At 72.2% G+C, this 19268-nt stretch carries 17 protein-coding genes; 9 read left to right on the plus strand and 8 right to left on the minus strand.

All coding sequences use genetic code 11. The features are described from left to right. The first annotated feature begins 105 nt into the window (after window positions 1-105). On the plus strand, window positions 106-684 hold the full coding sequence (locus FHX31_RS27945) for an LURP-one-related family protein (protein WP_013283646.1): 579 nt from the start codon (window positions 106-108) through the stop codon (window positions 682-684). A gap of 54 nt (window positions 685-738) precedes the next feature. On the opposite strand, the gene FHX31_RS27950 is transcribed toward FHX31_RS27945, so the two are convergent. The 7 genes from FHX31_RS27950 to ssd all read right to left on the minus strand — a co-directional run bounded on the left by FHX31_RS27950 (window position 739) and on the right by ssd (window position 5856). Then, window positions 739-1185: an Rv3654c family TadE-like protein gene (locus tag FHX31_RS27950; protein WP_369752215.1), complete on the minus strand. Its 447-nt coding sequence runs from the start codon at window positions 1183-1185 to the stop codon at window positions 739-741. Window positions 1186-1229: 44 nt separating this feature from the next. After that, entirely contained in the window at window positions 1230-1658 is a 429-nt protein-coding gene (locus tag FHX31_RS27955) for a TadE family type IV pilus minor pilin (RefSeq protein ID WP_013473579.1), read from the minus strand. A 62-nt stretch (window positions 1659-1720) separates the two neighbouring features. Continuing rightward, complete coding sequence (locus FHX31_RS27960; RefSeq protein ID WP_013283643.1) at window positions 1721-1888, minus strand: DUF4244 domain-containing protein; 168 nt, start codon at window positions 1886-1888, stop codon at window positions 1721-1723. Window positions 1889-1911: 23 nt separating this feature from the next. Then, a complete protein-coding gene (locus FHX31_RS27965) occupies window positions 1912-2640 on the minus strand; it encodes a type II secretion system F family protein (protein WP_013473578.1) in 729 nt (242 codons plus the stop codon). Further along, window positions 2640-3548, minus strand: coding sequence for a hypothetical protein (locus tag FHX31_RS27970; RefSeq protein WP_041784399.1), 909 nt, complete (start codon window positions 3546-3548; stop codon window positions 2640-2642). Before FHX31_RS27970 ends, FHX31_RS27965 begins: the two co-directional genes overlap by 1 nt. Continuing rightward, a complete protein-coding gene (locus FHX31_RS27975; protein ID WP_013473577.1) occupies window positions 3545-4756 on the minus strand; it encodes a TadA family conjugal transfer-associated ATPase in 1212 nt (403 codons plus the stop codon). The genes FHX31_RS27970 and FHX31_RS27975 overlap by 4 nt, the downstream gene beginning before the upstream one ends. Then, complete coding sequence (gene ssd, locus FHX31_RS27980) at window positions 4753-5856, minus strand: septum site-determining protein Ssd (RefSeq protein ID WP_184977466.1); 1104 nt, start codon at window positions 5854-5856, stop codon at window positions 4753-4755. The genes FHX31_RS27975 and ssd overlap by 4 nt, the downstream gene beginning before the upstream one ends. A 247-nt stretch (window positions 5857-6103) precedes the next feature. Between ssd and FHX31_RS27985 the strand changes: the two genes are divergently transcribed. The 3 genes from FHX31_RS27985 to FHX31_RS27995 all read left to right on the plus strand — a co-directional run bounded on the left by FHX31_RS27985 (window position 6104) and on the right by FHX31_RS27995 (window position 8950). Then, window positions 6104-6799 carry a VHL beta domain-containing protein gene (locus FHX31_RS27985; protein ID WP_184977467.1) on the plus strand — a complete coding sequence of 232 codons (696 nt, stop codon included), beginning with the start codon at window positions 6104-6106 and terminating at the stop codon, window positions 6797-6799. A gap of 42 nt (window positions 6800-6841) precedes the next feature. After that, a complete protein-coding gene (locus FHX31_RS27990; RefSeq protein WP_184977468.1) occupies window positions 6842-7810 on the plus strand; it encodes a phosphotransferase enzyme family protein in 969 nt (322 codons plus the stop codon). 333 nt (window positions 7811-8143) lie between these two features. Continuing rightward, complete coding sequence (locus FHX31_RS27995; protein WP_013283636.1) at window positions 8144-8950, plus strand: HAD family hydrolase; 807 nt, start codon at window positions 8144-8146, stop codon at window positions 8948-8950. A 13-nt stretch (window positions 8951-8963) separates the two neighbouring features. Here FHX31_RS27995 and FHX31_RS28000 read toward each other — a convergent pair whose 3' ends face one another. Next, the gene (locus FHX31_RS28000; protein WP_013283635.1) at window positions 8964-9710 is read right to left on the minus strand and encodes a Fic family protein; all 747 of its coding nucleotides are present in this window, start codon (window positions 9708-9710) and stop codon (window positions 8964-8966) included. Between the two features lie 222 nt (window positions 9711-9932). On the opposite strand from FHX31_RS28000, the gene acs reads away from it, so the two are divergent. The 5 genes from acs (at window position 9933) to FHX31_RS28025 (ending at window position 19268) form a co-directional block, all read left to right on the plus strand. After that, the gene (gene acs / locus FHX31_RS28005) at window positions 9933-11921 is read left to right on the plus strand and encodes an acetate--CoA ligase (protein WP_013473573.1); all 1989 of its coding nucleotides are present in this window, start codon (window positions 9933-9935) and stop codon (window positions 11919-11921) included. 232 nt (window positions 11922-12153) lie between these two features. Further along, a complete protein-coding gene (locus FHX31_RS28010; protein ID WP_225319751.1) occupies window positions 12154-14937 on the plus strand; it encodes an immune inhibitor A domain-containing protein in 2784 nt (927 codons plus the stop codon). 355 nt (window positions 14938-15292) lie between these two features. Continuing rightward, window positions 15293-17695 carry an immune inhibitor A domain-containing protein gene (locus FHX31_RS28015; protein ID WP_030274498.1) on the plus strand — a complete coding sequence of 801 codons (2403 nt, stop codon included), beginning with the start codon at window positions 15293-15295 and terminating at the stop codon, window positions 17693-17695. Between the two features lie 170 nt (window positions 17696-17865). After that, window positions 17866-18204, plus strand: a complete 339-nt coding sequence (locus FHX31_RS28020; protein ID WP_184977469.1) for a hypothetical protein — start codon at window positions 17866-17868, stop codon at window positions 18202-18204. 131 nt (window positions 18205-18335) lie between these two features. Then, complete coding sequence (locus tag FHX31_RS28025) at window positions 18336-19268, plus strand: alpha/beta fold hydrolase (RefSeq protein ID WP_013283630.1); 933 nt, start codon at window positions 18336-18338, stop codon at window positions 19266-19268.

A 19268-nucleotide genomic window follows, 5' to 3' on the forward strand; every position in this document is an offset into this window, starting at 1 on the left:
GGCTCCTGCGTGCGGGCCCGTCCGTCCAGGCAGCGGTGGGTGCGCTCGGGCGAGCGGTCGTCGGCCCGCTGTGCAAGACTCCGGCGACCCCTCGAAGGAGAGCCCATGTCGCCCGACAACCTGCAGGCCCAGCACCGGTTCATCATCCGTCAGCGACTCCGGATGATGGTCAACCAGTACGAGGTGCACTCGGTCGCGCCCGACGGCTCCGAGGGTGGGCTGCTCGCGTTCGCGCAGCAGAAGCGGCTCGCCTTCAAGGAGCAGGTGACCATCTACACCGACGACTCCAAGCAGTACCCCCTTCTCGGCTTCAAGGCCCGTCAGCGGCTCGACCTCGGCGCCACCTACGACGTGACCGATCACGCGGGCAACCCCATCGGGCTGTTCCGCAAGGACTTCGCCCAGTCGCTGCTGCGCTCGACGTGGCACGTCGAGCAGCCCGGCCTGCCGCCCGCCACCGGGCAGGAGCGCAGCCTGCCGGTGGCCCTGCTGCGCCGGTTCGTCGACTCGCTCTCCTGGCTGCCGTACCACTTCGACTTCATGGCCGGCGGCCAGCCGGTGTTCTCGGTCGACCGGAAGTGGGGTCTGCGGGACCGGTACAACGTGGAGATCCAGCACCCGCAGATCGACCGTCGGCTGGTGATCGCCATGGCGGTCGGACTGGACGCCCTCCAGTCCCGCTGACCTGCGGCACTCGGGCCCGGCCCGGCTCTCGGTTCCGGCACTGGCGTCCGCCCGTCAGGACCGGGCCGGCCCGGCCCGGGACGTCGCGACGGCGTCCCGGGCCAGCCCCGGCAGCGGGGCGACGCGTACCCGCGCCGTGACGATCAGGTCCAGTCCGTCAGCCCGGCATCCGGTCATCCGGCCGCCGTTGGCCGAGACCAGGTCGGCGGCGCGAGCGCACGCGACGCCGGCTCCGTCGAGCACCTGCACGGCACCGGCCAGCGCACCGAAGTCCGCCGCGTTGCGGGCCTGATGCCGGGCGCACCGGGCCGCCCCGACCGCGGCGCCGAACACCCCGACCAGCACGAACACCATTCCGATCGCGAGCAGGCACACGGTCGCGCCGCCCCGGTCGGTCGAGGACGTCCTCACACCAGGCTTCCCACGCTCCCCTCTCCCCGCAGGCCCGCCCACCCGGGATCTGCTCGCCCCGCGCCTGCTCGGGTCGGCCCGGCCTCCCACGACGACCTGGCGGAAGGACGAGTCGGCCCAGGCACCGCCGGCTCTCACGGCACCGGCCCCGGCGCTCCGGGTTCCACTGCGGCCACCGCCTCCGCCGACACGACCAGCCGGGGCAGCCGCGTACCGAACGTCCGGACCGGTGCCCGGACCGTCGCCGTGACCCGATCGCCTGTCACAGTCACCGACACCTCGGCGCCGTCCGGGGCGTACCGGGTTGCGGCAACCGTGCCGGGCTCGCCCCGGGCCGCCGCGAGCGCCGCCTCCCGGGCCGCGTCGACACACGCGACCCGGGTACCCACAGCGTTCACCGCGGTCAGACCGGCGACGAGGAGCAGCATGAGCGCCGGCAGGCCGGCCGCCAACTCGGCGGTGAAGGAACCCCGCTCGCACGCGACCCACGAGCGCCACCGGCGCCGCACCTCCCCGGCCCGGGTGCCGACGGCGTCCCGGGTCGAGCCGGGCTCGGTCGACACGTCGAGTGGGACTGCTGGTTCGTGGAGCCACCCACCACCACGGCCGGCCCGCCGGCGCCCGATCACTTCAGGGCCCGGTCGATGACGGCGGTCAGCGCGGACTGCACGTTGCCGGAGGTGAGCACCTTCAGCAGGATCCCGGCGAAGGCGACCGCGGCGAGGGTGCCCACCGCGTACTCGGCGGTGTTCATACCGGCGTCACCCCGCAGGCGGGTGAGGAGCTTGCGCATGTCGTACGTCCCTTCTCGATGGTTCACAGCACGTCGCCGAGCACGGCGACGATCACCGGCACCAGACCGGCGAGAATGAAGGCGGGCAGGAAGCACAGCCCGAGCGGCAGCACGATGAGCACGCCCGCGCGGCGGGCCGCCGCCTCGGCCGAGGTCGACCGTTCGGCGCGCAGGTCGTCGGCCAGCCGGGTCAGCGCGCGAGCCAGTGCGGCGCCGCTGTTCGACGAGCGGACCGCCGCCGCGACCACGGGTTCGGCCCCGGTGACGCCTTCCAGGTGCGCCCAGGCCTCGCCGGGGCTGCCTCCGAGCCGTAGCGTCCGGCCGACCCGGCCGAGCCGGTCCGCGAGTGGCCCGCCGAGCGCCTCGGCGACGGCGAGCACCGAGCGGTCGACCGGCGCGCCCGCCCGCAGCGCGGCCGCCAGCAGGTCCGCGGCGAGCGGCAGGTCGGCGGTCTCCCGCAGCCGCCGTTCCCGGGCGGCGCGCGGCTCGATCCGGCGTAGCAGACGGTCGGCGGCGGCACCGGCCAACAGCCCGAGGAACACGCCCGTGACACCGCCGACCACCACCGCCACCGCGATTCCGGCCAGCGCTGCGCCGAGGCGTACCCGATCCGGCCACCACGCCGGGCGAGTGGGCGGCGGCGTCGGAGCGAGCCGGCGCAGCCGCCGTGCCGGGCGGACGACCGGACCGGCGACGACCAGGAGCGACGCGGCGCCGCCGAGACACACGGCGGCCAGTACCTGCCGTGACATCAGGCGGCCCGCCCGGGCGTGACGCCGAGTCGCTCGGCCCAGAGCAACCCGCCGACCTGCAACACGACTGCCGCCACCGCACTGCCGGCACCCACCGGCGTGTGCAGGAGCACCGCCACCGGGTCCACCCCGATGCCGTAGCCGAGACCTATGCCGCCGAGCGGCAGCGCGGCGAGCAGCCACGCGGTCGCCCGAGCCCCGGCGGCCTGGGCGGCGGCAGCGGCAAGGCCCCGGTCGGCGGCGCGGGCGTCGGCCTCGATCCGTTCCAGCAGATCGGCCAGCGGCGCACCCGTCTGGTCGGCCAGCCTCCCGGCGGCCCGGGCCAGCCGCGCGACGCGTCCCGGGCCGTCGTCGACACCGCCGTCGACGGGTAGCCCGGCCCGCAGGTCGGCGGCGACGGCGGCGAGGCGGTCGAGATCGCGGCGGTGCGCGAGGGTGGCTGTCCGGTGGGTACGTCGGCGCAGCACCGCCCGGGCCGCGAGCACGCCGTAGGTGGCGAGCACCAGGGCGGCCACCGGACCGCCGAGCAGTGCCCCGGTCACGGCCCCGCACAGCGCCGCCACTGGCAGCACGCGTCCGGCGGAGAGCGGCGGCGCAGGAGCCGACGCCGGAGAGGGTGTCACCGGAGCCGGCACGAGGCCCGTCCATCGCCGTACCTGATGCCCGACACCGGGTCGACGCCGTTCCCGGCCCCGGCCGGGAGGCCGTGCGGACGCCTTCGGCCCGGCGTCGAGCGGACGTCGTCGCAGGTCCGGGAATGCTGGACGTGCGCCCTTCACCCGCTCGACCGGGATGTCCGCACTGCCCAGGACCGCCAGCCGCCGGGCGCGAGCGGCCCGTACCGGCCAGGCGACGGCGACCGCCGCAGCCACCAGGAGCAGGACCGCCGGCCAGAGGTGGCCGGTCACGACGGTTCTGCCGGACCGGGCCACGCCGCCTGGAGGATCGGCGGTACCGGCGCTCCCCGCTCCCGCAGCAGGCCGGCGAGCAGCAGGGCCGCCGGGGCAAGACCCCGGCCGCGCGCCCAGGCCGGAACCACCGTCACCACCCGGTCGGGCCCGTCGGGCAGCAGCAGGCCGATGGAGTCGAGGACGCGCCCCTCGCCAGTACGGCGGAGCTGGAGGACGACCTGCAACGCGGCGGCGACCTGGGCGTGCAACGCGAGCCGGGGCAGGCCGCCGAGCATCCCGAGCGCCTCCAGCCGGGCCGGAACGTCGGCCGGGGCGTTCGCGTGCAGCGTTCCCGCCCCGCCGTCGTGGCCGGTGTTCAACGCGGCGAGCAGGTCGACCACCTCGGCGCCCCGGCACTCGCCCACTACCAGCCGGTCCGGCCGCATCCGCAGCGCCTGCCGGACCAGGTCGCCGAGCCCGACGGCTCCGGCGCCCTCGACGTTCGCCGTCCGGGCCTGCAACCCGATCACGTGCGGGTGCACCGGGCGCAGCTCGGCGGCGTCCTCCACCAGCACGATCCGCTCGGTGCCAGGTACCAGCCCGAGCAGCGTGTTGAGCAGCGTCGTCTTGCCGGATCCCGTGCCGCCGCTGACCAGGTACGCGAGGCGGGCCTCCACGAGTGCGGCGAGCAGCGGGGCGATCGGCCGGGGCACCGTGCCCCTCTCGACGAGTTCGTCGAGGGTGAACGGCCGCTGCCGGAAGGTACGCAACGACAGGTAGGGCCCGTCGGTCGCCACCGGAGGCAGCACCGCGTGCAGCCGGGTGCCGTCGGGCAGGCGCGCGTCGGCGTACGGGGAGGCGTCGTCGAGCCGGCGACCGGCCGCCGAGGTGAGGCGCTGCGCCAACCGGCGTACGTCGTCGAGCGTGCCCAGCGGCACGGCGACCTGCCGTAGCCCTCGTCCCCTGTCGACCCAGACCCGCACCCCGTTCACCAGCACGTCGGTGACCTGCGGGTCGGCGAGCAGCGGTGCCAGTGGACCGGCGCCGACCAGGTCGTCGTGCACCCGGTCGGCGATCCGCAGCAGCGTGGTGTCGCCGAGCACCGCCGTCGCCGGTTCGGCGCGTACCGCCGAGACGATCGCCGCGGGCGTGACCGGGGTGGCCTCGGCGGCGAACCGGTGCCGGACCCGGGCGGCCAGCTCCCCCGGGTCGGCCGGCGCGGTCATGCCGCACCCGCAGCCGACGACCCGATCAGCTCGTCCACGATCCGCTGGCACAGCGCGGCGAGCGGCCCCTTCCCGCTCGCGCCCGGCGCCTCGCCCCGCTCCAGCCCACGGCACAGCCCCGGCTCGGGTCGCAGCGTGCCGGCGAGCGGCAGCCCCAGCGCCCGGGACACCTCGGCCGCGCGCAGCCGGCCGGGCGCCGGACCGCGCACGATGACCGACAGGTCGACGCAGTGCGGCGCGGCGACGGCGGCGACCCGGGCCGCGGCGGCCGCCGCCCGCAGCTCGGCCGGTACGACGAGCAGCGCCCGGTCGGCGGCCTGGAGCGCGACCACAGCCGCGTCGTCGAGGTGCCGGGGCAGGTCGAGTACGACCAGGTCCCGCCCGCGTCGGCCGGCGTCGACTGTGGCGGCCATCGCCTCGGCCGGCAGGTGCCGCAGGTCGCCCCGGTCCCAGGAGAGCACCACCAGGTCGCCCCGGCTGGGCAACGCGCGGATCAGCGACGGCGGGTCGACCCGCCCGTCCGTGCCGGCCAACTCCGGCCAGCGCAACCCGTCGAGCTGCTCCCAGCCGAGCACCAGATCGAGACCGCCGCCGAGCGGGTCGGCGTCGACGAGCAGCGTGCGGAGCCGGGACCGGGCCGCGCTGACGGCGAGCCCACCTGCAAGCACGCTGGCTCCGGCGCCGCCCCGGCCGCCGAGCACAGCCACCACCCGGCCCTGACCCGGGCCCGCCGGACCGGCCACGCACTCGGCGAACCGGTCGACCAGCCAGGGCTCGGCCGCCGGCAGCGTCGCGACGTGCTCCGCACCGATGAGTTCGGCCAACTCCGTACCCGGATCGAGCTCTCCGGAGCGACCGACCAGGACCGTGCGGGCGCGGCGGGGAAGGCGCGCCCGCAGGCAGGCCGCCGCCTGGTCGGCGCCGATGAGCACCAGCGGCGCCGGGGCCCAGCGGGCCCGGGCGGCGGCCGGGTCGGCTGCCAGCTCGACCTCGGTGCCGCCGGCCGCCGCGAGTCGCAACAGCTCGTCGAGAAGGTCGCCGTCGGAGGTGACGAGCAGGGGCAGGCGACGGTACGGCGGGAGCGGGGTACGGGGCGGCATGGCGGCCTCCATCGGTCGGACTCGGACGTGCCGCGGTGCAGCCTGCCCGGCCGAGGGATGCGGGACCGGTGCCCTGTGGACAACGGAGGGCGTTGTGGACAGACCTCGGTGGCCCGCTTGATCTGCTATGTGCCGGAGACGGAGGCAACGAGTGGCCCGTCGGCCATTGACGACAGGGATGATCAGTAGCGGATAATCGGGGCCCCTCGCCGCTCGATGAACGGCACCGGCTTGCGGAATCGAGGCCATGACCGATTCGCCGCACCCCCTCACGCCCCCCTCGGTACGACCCCACTCGCGGTCCGCCCCAACGGCCGGCGGCGAGGTCTGGCTCCGCGATCCGTCGCCGACGCTGCTCGCCGCCATCGCCATCGGGCTCGTGGTCGTGGTGCTGGCGAGCATCGTCAGCGTCTTCGCCACGCCGCGTCGCCCCGACCTCCCGCCGCCGCTCGAGGGCCAGGCGATCCTGGCGTCCCCGACGAGGGCGGGGTCGGTGACGGAGACGCCCGCCGAGTCCTACGCGCCGCCGTCGGTGTCGTTCTCCAGCCGCGCCGTCGCGCCCAGCCGCACCGCCGCACCGACCCGCCGCCCGACCCCGAGCAGCCGGCCGACCTCGCCGAAGCCGTCGATCCCCCGGTCGAAGCCGCCGGTGGTCGGCCCGGGGGAACTGGCGCCACTACCGGCCTCGCGTGAGTCGCGGCTGCGCTCGCACGGCGGTGGCCCGTCGACCTTCATCGACTTCGTCAACAGCCACGGGTCGACAGTCGTGGTCCACTGGATCAACTACGACGGCCGTCGACAGCAGTACGCGGTGCTGCGGCCCGGGCAGTCCTACCGGCAGCAGACGTACGTCGGTCATCCGTGGGTCGTGGCCGACGAGCGGGGCCGAGGCTTGGTGTGCTTCGAGCCGGACCGGCAGACGCTGCGCGCGGTGATCCGGTAACTCCCTTGCCCGGCCCGGCCGGCGGCTGCGACGCTCCGCCGGGTGATCGACAAGCCGGACATCGACGAGCGGCTGCTGGCGGCCGAGGTCGCCGCCGCCTGGTCGGTGGACGTCGTCGACCTGGCGTTCATGCCGGTCGGCCTCGACGGGCACGCTTGGGCGTACCGGGTGGAGACGTCCGACGGCGGGCGCTGCTTCCTGAAGGTACGCCGCGGCGACTTCACCCCGGCCGCCGTCGTGCTGCCCGGCTTCCTCCGGACGCAGGGCCTCCGGCAGGTGGTCGCGCCGCTGGACCTTCGCCTCGATGGCGGGGTTGCACGTCGGTTCGGGGATTATCGGCTACTGCTCTACCCGTTCCAGGACGGCGACAGCCTGTGGGGCCGCGGTCTCACCGACCGCCAGTGGACCGAGTACGGCGATTTCCTGGGCCGGCTGCACCGGGTCACGCCGAGCGCTGAGGTAGCAGCCGTCCTGCCGGTCGAGACGTACCGATCGAGCGCGGGCGACCGACTGCGGACCCTCGGCGGGCAGGCCGCTGCGAGCGAGGTCCTGGGCGCCTTCTGGGAGCGGTACGGTGCCGCGCTGCGCCGGTTGGCGGAGACTGTCGACGACCTGGCGTCGCGGGTGACGCCGGGACAGCACGTCATCTGCCACGCCGACATCCATCCGGGCAATCTCATCGCCGACGGCGACGGGACGCTGCACGTCGTGGACTGGGACGCGCCGATCCTCGCGCCGCGCGAGCGGGACCTGATGTTCGTCCACAGCGCCGACTTCGGCGACCACCCGATCGACGCGCACCGGGCTGAACTCTTCCGCGAAGGCTACGGGGCGCTGGAGCCGGACCCGGTCCTGCTGAGTTACTACCGCGGCGAACGGCATCTCGACGATGTCGCCGCGTTTCTGGGCAGCATCCTCGGTCCCGAGGCGAGTGCGGAGTCCCGGGCCAACGATCTGCACTGGCTCATCCGCATCGCCGAGGCGGTCGCCGACCCCGGCTACGCGCCCTGAGTTGACGCGGAACGCTCGTCCCGCAAAGGGACGACCCCCGTCGGGGGGAGACGGGGGTCGTCTTTGGTTCGGCTCCGGGGGGGGTCGAGCCGAACCGACTCAGCGGTCACGGGGGGTGCAACCGCCGAGGCCCATCGGCGCCGGGTCTGCGAACTCCCGCCGCGAGGACAAGCATGCCGCAGTCGACCCTTATACGTCGAGTGTTGTTCACTCCACGCAAAGCTAAATTCATCGATAGCTGCCTGTGACCGCCGTCACTCCACCGGGTGCTCATCGGCTTTCGCGACCCGGGCGGACGCCTCCGCGACTTCCGTCGGGCTAGACTTTCGCGCCGTGGGCCGCAGCGCCGCTTTCTTCGATCTCGACAAGACCGTCATCGCCAAGTCGAGCGCCCTGGCGTTCGGTCGGCCGTTCTACCGGGACGGGCTGATCACCCGGCGTGACGTGGTCAAGTCGGCGTACGCGCAGTTGATGTTCCGGCTGGGCGGCACCGACGAGCAGACCATGGCCCGCACCCGGGACTACCTGGCCACGCTCTGCAAGGGCTGGCCGGTGGAACAGGTCCGCCAGATCGTCGCGGAGACACTGCACGAACTGATCAACCCCTACGTGTACGCCGAAGCGGCCGCCCTCATCGAGGAGCACCAGGCCGCCGGGCGGGACGTGGTGCTGGTCTCCGCGTCGGGCGACGAGATGGTCCGGCCGATCGGCGAGCTGCTCGGGATCACCGACGTGATCGCCACCCGGATGGGCGTGGTCGACGGCCGGTACAGCGGCGAGGTCGAGTTCTACGCGGCCGGTCCGAGCAAGGTCGAGGCGGTCAGCGAACTGGCTCTTGAGCGGGACTACGACCTGGCCGACTCGTACGCGTACTCCGACTCGTACTCCGATCGGCCGCTGCTGGAGTGCGTGGGGCATCCGACGGTGGTCAACCCGGACCGGGCGCTGCGCAAGCTGGCGGTGGAGAACGCGTGGCCGGTGCTGGAGTTCCGGCACCCGATCCCGCTGGGCCGTCGGCTGCGCGAGCGACCGGCGGTGCCGGTCGCGGCGGCGGCGCTCGGCGTGGGCGTCGGCGTGGCCATCGGCATCGCCTGGTACGGCCGGCACCGGCGCACCCGCGCTGCGGCACCCACCGCCTGACACCCCGCGCGCGTCAGGACGCGGCGAGGATCTCGTCGCCGATCAGCGTGATCTGGTCGGCGCCGACCTCCACCGCGCTCATGTAGTGCCGCAGCCAGGAGCGCAGGCCGTCGGGCGTGCCGGTGGCGAACGCGCCGGCCGCGCCCACGTACTCCGGTTCGCGCTCGCGGTGCCCGACGTCCACCGCGACCAGCCCGCGGGGGTCGAACCCGGTGGAGATCAGCACCAGCCGGGCGGCGGCGCGGGCCACCACCCCGGACGGGCCCGGGAACGGGCGCAGGTTCAGCAGCTCGCCGTGTACGACGGCGGCCAGCACCAGCGGTGGCACCTTGGTGCCGCCGGCGACGAGGGCGGCCAGGCCGTCGAGGCGGGCCGCGACCACCGGGTCGGCGACCGGGCGGCCCAGTTCCTCCTCGGTCACCACGTCGCGGGCGGCGAGCACGTGCAGCCGGGCCATCACCTGCCGGGGAGCCTTGGGCCAGAGGTCGCTCAGCCCGGGCAGTGCCCCGGCGACCCGGAGCGCGCCCTGGAGCACCGGGTCGGTGACGGTGCCGGCGCGTACCTCCTCGCGGTCGTGGACGCGGCCCTCCAGCGCGGCGCTGGCCACTGCCGAGCGGAGGCTGACTTCGGCGGCGACCTGGCCGCCCTGGCGGCGCAGCGCGCGGTGCCGGTGGGCCAGGTCGACCCGCTCGCGGGCCTGCTCGACGGCGGTGGCGACGTCGGCGAGCGCGAGCAGCGGGGCGAGCGGATCGGTGGTCACCCCGTCACGCTAGCGACCGCCGGGCTCCTCCCAAGCCGGGGGTTGTTAATAAGGGGCCCTTCCTCTACCGGAGGCGTTAAGAAGGGGCCCTTCCTTACACCTCGGCGCGAGGGAAGGGCCACTGGGCGCGCGGTGAGGGGCCGGGCGGTCGCGAGCGGGGTACGGCGGGACTAACCTTCCCCGGAGTAGGAGACGCAGGTCACGCGACGAAGGAGTCACCGCATGAGCGAGGCATTGGCCAACTTGCTGAACGAGACGCGCCAGTTCCCGCCGCCGGCTGAACTCGCCGCGAACGCCAACGTGACCGCCGAGGCGTACGAGGAGGCGGCCGGGGACCGGCTGGCCTTCTGGGAGCGCCAGGCCGGCCGGCTGGCCTGGGCCCAGCCGTGGGAGCAGGTGCTCGACTGGTCGAACGCCCCGTTCGCGAAGTGGTTCACCGGGGGCAGGCTCAACGTGGCGTACAACTGCCTGGACCGGCACGTCGAGGCGGGCCTCGGCGACAAGGTGGCGATCCACTGGGAGGGCGAGCCGGGCGACACCCGTACCGTCACCTACGCCGACCTGCACAAGCTCACCTGTCAGGCGGCGAACGCGCTGACCGAGCTGGGCGTGACCGCCGGTGACCGGGTGGCGATCTACCTGCCGATGATCCCGGAGGCGGCGGTGGCGATGCTCGCCTGCGCCCGGATCGGCGCCACGCACAGCGTGGTGTTCGGTGGCTTCTCCGCCGACGCGCTGACCAACCGGATCCAGGACGCCAGCGCCAAGGTGGTGATCACCGCGGACGGCGGCTTCCGCCGGGGCAAGCCGTCGGCGCTCAAGCCGACGGTGGACGAGGCGGTGGCGAACTGCCCGTCGGTCGAGCACGTGCTGGTGGTCCGGCGTACCGGTGAGGAGGTCGCCTGGTCGGCGAAGGACCACTGGTGGCACGAGACGGTGGAGACGGCGTCGCCGGAGCACGAGGCGCAGGCGTTCGACGCCGAGCACCCGCTGTTCATCCTCTACACCAGCGGCACGACCGCCCGCCCGAAGGGCATCCTGCACACCACCGGCGGCTACCTGACCCAGACGTCGTACACCACGCACGCGGTGTTCGACCTGAAGCCGGAGACGGACGTCTACTGGTGCACGGCCGACATCGGCTGGGTGACCGGGCACTCCTACATCGTGTACGGCCCGCTCTCCAACGGCGCCACCCAGGTCATGTACGAGGGCACGCCGGACACCCCGCACAAGGGCCGGTTCTGGGAGGTCGTCGACAAGTACAAGGTGACCATCCTGTACACCGCGCCGACGCTGATCCGCACCATGATGAAGTGGGGCGAGGACATCCCGGCCGGGTACGACCTGTCGTCGCTGCGCCTGCTCGGCAGCGTCGGGGAGCCGATCAACCCGGAGGCGTGGATCTGGTACCGGCAGCACGTCGGCCGCGGCGAGCTGCCGGTGGTGGACACCTGGTGGCAGACCGAGACCGGCGCCATCATGATCTCGCCGCTGCCCGGCGTGACCGAGGCGAAGCCCGGCTCGGCGATGAGCCCGCTGCCCGGCATCGTCGCCGACGTGGTCGACGACCAGGGCCAGTCGGTGCCGAACGGCGGCGGCGGATACCTCGTGCTGAAGGAGCCGTGGCCGTCGATGCTGCGGACGATCTGGGGCGACGACAACCGGTTCCTGGAGACGTACTGGTCCCGGTTCGGCGCCGGTGCGAACACCGGGGACGAGTGGGTCTACTTCGCCGGTGACGGCGCGAAGAAGGACGACGACGGGCACATCTGGCTGCTCGGCCGGGTGGACGACGTGATGCTGGTGTCCGGCCACAACATCTCCACCACGGAGGTGGAGTCGGCGCTGGTCAGCCACCCGTCGGTGGCGGAGGCGGCGGTGGTGGGCGCGACCGACCCGACCACCGGCCAGGCGATCGTCGCGTTCGCCATCCCGCGCGGCAGCGCGGAGATCTCCGGTGACGCGGGCGAACAGCTCATCGCCGAGCTGCGCAACCACGTGGCGAAGACGCTCGGCCCGATCGCCAAACCGCGGCAGATCATGCTGGTGCCGGAGCTGCCGAAGACCCGCTCCGGGAAGATCATGCGCCGGCTGCTGCGGGACGTGGCGGAGAACCGGTCGCTCGGCGACGTGACCACGCTCCAGGACTCCTCGGTCATGGAATTGATCTCGTCGGGGATGAGCGGCGGGAAGTCCGACGAGGACTGACGTCGACCGACGACGAGGGGGCGGGCCGCCGGACGGTCCGCCCCCTCGTCGCATCCGGGATCCGCGCCGGTCGATCGGGGGATCCGGGACTGACCTGATCGGCCAGAGGGCCTGATCAACTCTGTCGATGTCGCTCGTCGTCGGTTACGTTCAGCCAACCGGCGGATTTCGACGAGCGTCACTGAGACGGCCGGTCCCCACCATTCCCTACGAACGGAGTGGCATGCTCCCCATGTCGCAGCACAGGGCACGGCGACGCTTACTCGTCGCACTGCCCGCCATCGCGCTCGCGGCCACGTCGCTGACCGTGACGGGCAGCGCGGCGGCCCAGCCGGCCCGCTCCGCACCGGTCACGATCGGGGCGGACGAGCACTACATCAACTACGCCGAGCCCGAGGTCCAGCCGGACACCGGCGGCAAGGAGGTCAAGGGCCGCGACGGCGTCTTCTCCTCGCCGGCGGACGAGGCCCGCGCCTACGACCGCAAGTACGCCGGGGGCAACCCGATCGCGGCCCGCGAGCTGGCCAAGCTGGAGGCCAAGTCCATCCGGACCGGCCACAGCCCTCGGAAGATCAAGAAGGCCAAGAGCACGCAGACCGCCAAGCTGCTGACGCTGCTCGTCGAGTTCAACGACAAGGCCAACGACGACTTCACCGACGTGATGGTCCCGAAGACGGTGTTCGAGGACCGCACCTGCGTTCCCGGCACCGTGCAGAACGGGCCGCGGCACAACACGATCCCGAACCCGGCCACGCTGCCGCACAAGGACAACAACTCGATGTGGGTGCCGGACTTCTCTCCGGCCCACTACGACAAGATGCTGTACAGCAAGAAGGGCATCACCGAGCGGGTCCGCAAGGACCTGAAGGGGCCGGACGGCAAGCCGGGCATCAGCCTCGCCGGGCGGACCATGCACAACATGTACCTGGAGATGTCCAAGGGCGCTTACACCGTGGACGGGCAGGCCAGCCCGTGGATCACGGTGCCGCACTCGGAGGGCTGGTACGCCGCCTCGCGCTGCTTCCAGGACGAGAACGGCAACTGGGTCGCCGGGCGTGAGCAGTCGATGAACGGCCACCCGGACAACCCGCAGGGCGCCGGCCGGCTCGCCACCGACGCGATCGACGCGCTGGCCGCGGCCGACCCGAACTTCCCCTGGGCCGACTACGACATCGAGGACCAGAGCGACCGCGACGGCGACGGCAACTACCACGAGCCGGACGGCGTGATCGACCATCTCGTGCTGGTGCACGCCAACCAGGGCAAGTCCCGCGGCGGCGGCGACGTCGGCATCTACTCGGTCTGGGCGCACTCGTCGACCGTGACCGGTGGCTACACGATTCCGGGCACCAACCTGAAGGTGTCGAACTACATCGTGCAGCCGGAGGACGCCGGCGTCGGCGTCTTCGCCCACGAGTTCGGGCACGACCTGGGCCTGCCGGACCTCTACGACACCTCCGGCAACGCCGACTCCGACGTGGACTTCTGGGACCTGATGGCGTCCGGCTCGCACTCCGGCGAGATCTTCCAGGCGCTGCCCACCCACATGGGCCTCTGGGACAAGTGGGTGCTCGGCTGGGCCGAGCCGAAGACGTTCGGCCCGGGTGACCGGTCCAAGCTGGTCAAGCTCGGGCAGACGTCACGTACGCCGGTCGGCACCGAGGACGGCATCAAGATCGACCTGCCGGACAAGGTGATCTCGCTGGCCACGCCGCACAGCGGCTCGAACATGTGGTACTCCGGCGCCGACCAGAACTGGGCCGACGTCAAGCTCAGCCGCACGGTGACCGTCCCGAACGCCGCTGATGCGAAGTTCTGGATGTGGAACAACTACGTCATCGAGGCGGACTGGGACTTCGGCTTCGTCGAGGTCTCCACCGACGGCGGTGCCACCTGGAGCGAGCAGAAGGTGTACGCCGAGGGCGGCGCGCTGGTCTCCACCAACGACGGCTACGCCGACCCGAACGGCCGCATGGTCGACTTCGGCAACAAGAAGTACGGCCTGACCGGCAGCACGAACGGGTGGCGGCACGACTACGTCGACCTGTCGTCGTACGCCGGGCAGACCGTGCAGGTGCGGCTGCGCTACGCCACCGACGAGGCGTTCGTGGAGCGCGGCTGGTTCGCCGACGACTTCTCGGTGACCGGCGGCGGCGCCACCACCTGGAGCGACGACGTGGAGAGCGGCGCGGCGGGCTGGACCCAGACCGGTGGCACCTTCACCGACACCAGCGGCGCGGGTTGGTACATCGACTCGGGCACCCAGGTGAAGTCGCACTACTACCTGGCCGAGTGGCGTAACTTCGACGGCTTCGACAAGGGCCTGAAGTACACCTACGACACCGTCTACTCGCACGAGGCGTGGAAGGTCGACCGGATCGCGTACAACGCGCCGGGCATGCTGGTCTGGTACCGGGACACCCAGCTCGGCGACGTCAACCACGTCACCGCGCAGATGACCGCGCTGCCCAGCTACGGCGCCAAGGGCGGTCTGCTGATCGTCGACTCGCACAACGACCCGCTGCGCCGCAAGGGCGTCGCGGCCGAGAAGGACCCGTCGGTGCTGAAGAACCTGCCCAGCCGGCCGCAGTCCTCCAACGCCGCGTTCGGCCTGAAGCCGACGTACCCGTTCAAGGAGTGCCTGGAGGCGGCGGACGAGCCGTACAGCGAGTACTGCACGAAGTTCGGCCCGCAGGCTCCGGTGCGCGGCTTCACCGACGCCAAGGGCTGGTACCCGGGCATCGAGATCCGTGACGGCGCCGCGTACGCGCGGGACAACGACGCCTCGGTGGTCGTCCCGTCGCGGGGCAACCAGCAGTACACGACCCGGGTGGTGAACCCGGACGGCACCCCGGCGACGGACTACTACGGTTCGACGCTGGGTGGCGGGGCGATCGTGCTCGGCACCGGCAACCCGGGTGACGCGGGCGTCCAGTACGGCGTCTCGATCATCATCAAGCGGGCCGCCAAGGACAACTCGTACGCCACTGTGTACGTGGTTCCGCCGCGGAGCTGAACCGCACGTTCAAACCGGAACCGGAATGACCGAAAAATGAGCTGACAGGCTCGATGGGGGAAGGGTCGGGAGCGCTCGCGCTCCCGACCCTTCCGCGTTACCGCTTAATCCATGACTGTCACTGCAATCCATAATCCAGGCATCGCTGCTGGTCAACGGCTCGGTGACAGGCCGGCGTGTGACGGTGAAAAGCATCCCCAACAAAAAGTTGCTACAAATCGACGCACACATCTTCCCACCAGTCGCAGCAGTGTCTATGTTCACCCTTGGTCCCACTAGTGGGACGTTCCACCGGCCCGTACCCCCAGTTGGGCCGGTTCCCTCACACCGGAGGTACCACGTGCGCAAAGTCGCAGTGGGTCTGCTCGGGCTTTCGCTGACCGCGACGGGACTGGTGGCAGGCACGTCCGCCAGCGCCGCGCCGACGCCGAAGTTGCCGGCCGCCGCCCCGTCGGTGGCCGAGCCTGCGCAGGCTGAGCACGACCTGCCCAACCCGCTCGAGGAGAAGCGGCGCGCGCTGCGCCAGGAGGGCCTCAGCGAGGTCCTGTCCGGCAGGGCGAAGGCCCAGAAGATCAACGGCAGCACGGTCGTCAAGGTCGGCGAGCGGGCTGCCGAAGGTGCCGCGGCGGGCAGGTCCGCCAAGAGCACCAAGGCCGGCAAGGGTCCGACCAAGGACCAGTACGTCGAACTCTCCCGCGAGCGGACCGACAAGATCTTCGTCATCCTCGCGGAGTTCGGCGACGAGCGGCACCCGAACTACCCGGACCAGGACACCGACCCGGACACCCCGGGCCCGTCCCGGTTCGACGGTCCGCGCGTCAACCAGATCCCGGAGCCCAACCGGGCGGTGGACAACTCCACCGTGTGGCAGGCCGACTACAGCGCCGACCACTTCCGGAAGCTGTACTTCGGCACCGCCCCCGGTGACGAGTCGGTGAAGCAGTACTACGAGGCCCAGTCCTCGGGTCGGTACAGCGTCGACGGCGAGGTCACCAACTGGGTGCGGGTGCGGTACAACGAGGCCCGCTACGGCCGTTCCGACGGCTACCCGTGCGCCTCGAACGTCTGCACCAACACCTGGGCGCTGGTCCGCGACGCCGCCAACCAGTGGGTCGCCGACCAGAAGGCGCAGGGCCGCTCCGACGCGGAGATCGCCGCGGACGTCAAGGCGATGGACGAGTGGGACCGGTACGACTTCGACGGCGACGGCAACTTCAACGAGCCGGACGGCTACATCGACCACTTCCAGATCGTCCACGCCGGCGGCGACCAGGCCGACGGTGACCCGTACCAGGGTGAGGACGCCATCTGGAGCCACCGGTGGTACGCCTTCGCCAGCGACCAGGGCAACACCGGCCCGGAGAACTTCCCGGCCGGCGGCACCCAGATCGGCAACACCGGCGTCTGGATCGGTGACTACACGATCCAGCCGGAGAACGGTGGCCGGAGCGTCTTCTACCACGAGTACGGCCACGACCTCGGTCTGCCGGACGACTACAACGTGGTCAGCGGCGGGGACAACAACAACGAGCACTGGACCCTGATGGCCCAGAGCCGGCTCGGCGCCAAGAACGACGGCGGCATCGGCGAGCGCGGTGGCGACCTCGGCGCCTGGAACAAGCTCCAGCTCGGCTGGCTCGACTACGAGGTCGTCGTGGCCGGGCAGAAGCGCACCCTGGAGCTGGGCCCGCAGGAGTACAACTCCAACAAGGCCCAGGCCGCCGTGGTGGTGCTGCCGCAGCGGGAGTACACGTTCCAGAACGGCAAGCCGTTCGAGGGTACGAAGCAGTTCTTCTCGGGCAACGACGACGACCTGAACAACACGATGACGCGCACTGTCGACCTCACCGGGAAGACCAGCGCCGCGCTGTCGATGAAGGGTCGCTACAGCATCGAGGCGGACTACGACTACCTGTTCTTCGAGGCGTCCACCGACGGTGGCCAGACCTGGACCTCGCTGGCCGGTACGGCCAACGGCACCCCGCTGAAGGAGATCTCCCCCGGGCGCTACGCCCTGGACGGCTCCAGCAACGACCAGTGGGTCGACGTCAACATCCCGATGGACGCGGTCGCCGGCAACGTCGTGCAGTTCCGGCTCCGCTACCAGACGGACGGCGGTGTCTCCGAGGGCGGCTTCTACGGTGACGCGATCACCGTGACCGCCGACGGCCAGACGGTGCTCACCGACGGCGCCGAGGCCGGTGCGAACGGCTGGACCCTCAGCGGCTTCAGCATCGTCGAGGAGACCTACACCCGTAAGTTCGACAACTACTACATCGCCGGCAACCGGTCGTACGTCTCGTACGACAAGTACCTCAAGACCGGCCCGTACTTCTTCGGCTACGCGAACACCCGCCCGGACTACGTGGACCACTACGCGTACCAGGAGGGTCTGCTGATCTCCTACTGGAACCTCCGGTTCGCGGACAACGACACGTTCGCGCACCCGGGTGAGGGTCGGAACATGATCATCGACGCGCACCCGCGGCCGATCTACAACCTGACCGGGCAGCCCTGGCGGGCCCGCGTCCAGGTCTACGACGCGCCGTTCAGCCTGAAGAAGGCCGACTCGTTCACGCTGCACCTCAACAGCCAGCCGCAGTACATCCGCGGCCAGGCGGCGCAGCCGCTGTTCGACGACACCAAGCAGTACTGGTACCCGGAGCTGCCGAACCACGGCGTCAAGCTCCCGGCCACCGGCACCAAGATCAAGGTTCTGGAGCAGAACGGCACCTCGGTGAAGGTCCGCTTCTCCTGATCCACTGATCGACGCACCACGCGATGCCCGGGCGGTTCACCCGCCCGGGCATCGCCCTTTCCGGGGAACCCGGCGTACCCCACCCGCGTCCCATCCGTTCGACACCCGCACCACGCTGCCGGCCGCTCCGCGATGGCGCTGATCGCCGGCGCGGCCGAGACGGAGGATCCGTGTCCGACGACCACCAGCCGGCCGCGAGCGGCCCCGCCTCACCCGCCGGCCGCCCCACGCCGCTGTCCGCCACCGACCTGCCGACGCTGCGCCGGCCCGCCGGCCCGCCGAAGAGACCGACCGACAACCGGCCCACGGGCGTCATCGCCGGCTGGATCACCCGGGGCGGTCCCGGGCCGTGCTACGGGCTGATGGACGAGAACGGCACGGAGTACGCGGTGTACGGCCCGAACGCCGGCGAGCTGCGCAAGGGCGACCTGGTCACGCTGCGGCTCACCGCGCGGGACCGCTCCGTCGACTGCGGACCCGGCATCCCGATGCGGATCATCGAGGAGTGACAGGCGGTATCGATGCCCTCACGCACCCGGTGGACGGCCGGGGATGCGGTTCCGGGTGACCGCCCGGAGAAATCCCTGATCCTGGTCACCTGCGGGGCCGGTGGGTGACCGGCGGCCCTAGGCTGTGCCCCATGACCGACCAGCGCGGCGGACCCGTCGACGAGTCCTGCGTCCTGCCCGAAGGGCCGTGGACGCACCGGTTCGTCGGCGCCAACGGCAGCCGGTTCCACGTCGTCGAGGCGGGCACCGGCCCGATGGTGCTCTTCCTGCACGGCTTCCCCGAATACTGGTACGCCTGGCGCGAGATGCTGCCGGCGGTCGCCGACGCGGGCTTCCGCGCGGTCGCTGTCGACCTGCGCGGTTACGGTGCGAGCGACAAGCCACCCCGGGGGTACGACGGCTACACGCTCGCCGCCGACGTCGCCGGCCTGATCCGGGCACTCGGTGAGCGGTCGGCCACCGTGGTCGGCACCGGCGCGGGCGGGCTCATCGGCTGGACCGCCGCCTCCTTCCACCCGACCCTGGTCCGGCGGCTCGTGGTGCTCGGCGCGCCGCATCCGCTGCGGCTGCGGGCGGCCATCTTCGCCGACCCGCGCGGCCAGTTCACCTCGGCCACCGCGACGCTGAAGTTCCAGCTCCCCCGCTACGAGCACGTACTGGCCCGCGACGGTGCCGCCGAGGTGGAGGAGATCCTGCGCCGGTGGGGTGGCCCGCGCTGGGTGTCCGGCCCGGACTTCGCCGACTACGCCCACTGCTGCCGGGTGGCGATGCAGATCCCGCAGGCCGCGTTCTGCGCGATGGAGGGCTACCGCTGGGCGTTCCGCTCCGTGCTGCGGCTGCACGGCTACCGCTTCGTGAAGCTGATGCAGAAGCCGCTGGTCACGCCGACCCTGCAACTGCACGGCGCGCTCGACCGGGCCTCGCTCCCCCGTACCGCCCAGGGCTCCGGCCGCTACGTCACCGCCCCGTACGAGTGGCGGCTGCTCGACGACGTGGGCCACTTCCCGCACGTGGAGGCCCGGGACGTGGTGCTCGGCGAGATCCTGCGCTGGGCGAAGTCCTGA

The organism is Micromonospora sp. CNZ286 (assembly GCF_014207755.1).

What these genes read in the sequence shown, in the direction of transcription:
- acs (WP_013473573.1), top strand. Translation starts at nt 9,933, where the DNA reads ATGAGCGAGGCATTGGCCAACTTGCTGAACGAGACGCGCCAGTTCCCG.
- FHX31_RS27960 (WP_013283643.1), bottom strand. Translation starts at nt 1,888, where the DNA reads ATGCGCAAGCTCCTCACCCGCCTGCGGGGTGACGCCGGTATGAACACC.
- FHX31_RS28010 (WP_225319751.1), top strand. Translation starts at nt 12,154, where the DNA reads ATGTCGCAGCACAGGGCACGGCGACGCTTACTCGTCGCACTGCCCGCC.
- ssd (WP_184977466.1), bottom strand. Translation starts at nt 5,856, where the DNA reads ATGCCGCCCCGTACCCCGCTCCCGCCGTACCGTCGCCTGCCCCTGCTC.
- FHX31_RS27945 (WP_013283646.1), top strand. Translation starts at nt 106, where the DNA reads ATGTCGCCCGACAACCTGCAGGCCCAGCACCGGTTCATCATCCGTCAG.
- FHX31_RS28025 (WP_013283630.1), top strand. Translation starts at nt 18,336, where the DNA reads ATGACCGACCAGCGCGGCGGACCCGTCGACGAGTCCTGCGTCCTGCCC.
- FHX31_RS27965 (WP_013473578.1), bottom strand. Translation starts at nt 2,640, where the DNA reads ATGTCACGGCAGGTACTGGCCGCCGTGTGTCTCGGCGGCGCCGCGTCG.
- FHX31_RS27985 (WP_184977467.1), top strand. Translation starts at nt 6,104, where the DNA reads ATGACCGATTCGCCGCACCCCCTCACGCCCCCCTCGGTACGACCCCAC.
- FHX31_RS27975 (WP_013473577.1), bottom strand. Translation starts at nt 4,756, where the DNA reads ATGACCGCGCCGGCCGACCCGGGGGAGCTGGCCGCCCGGGTCCGGCAC.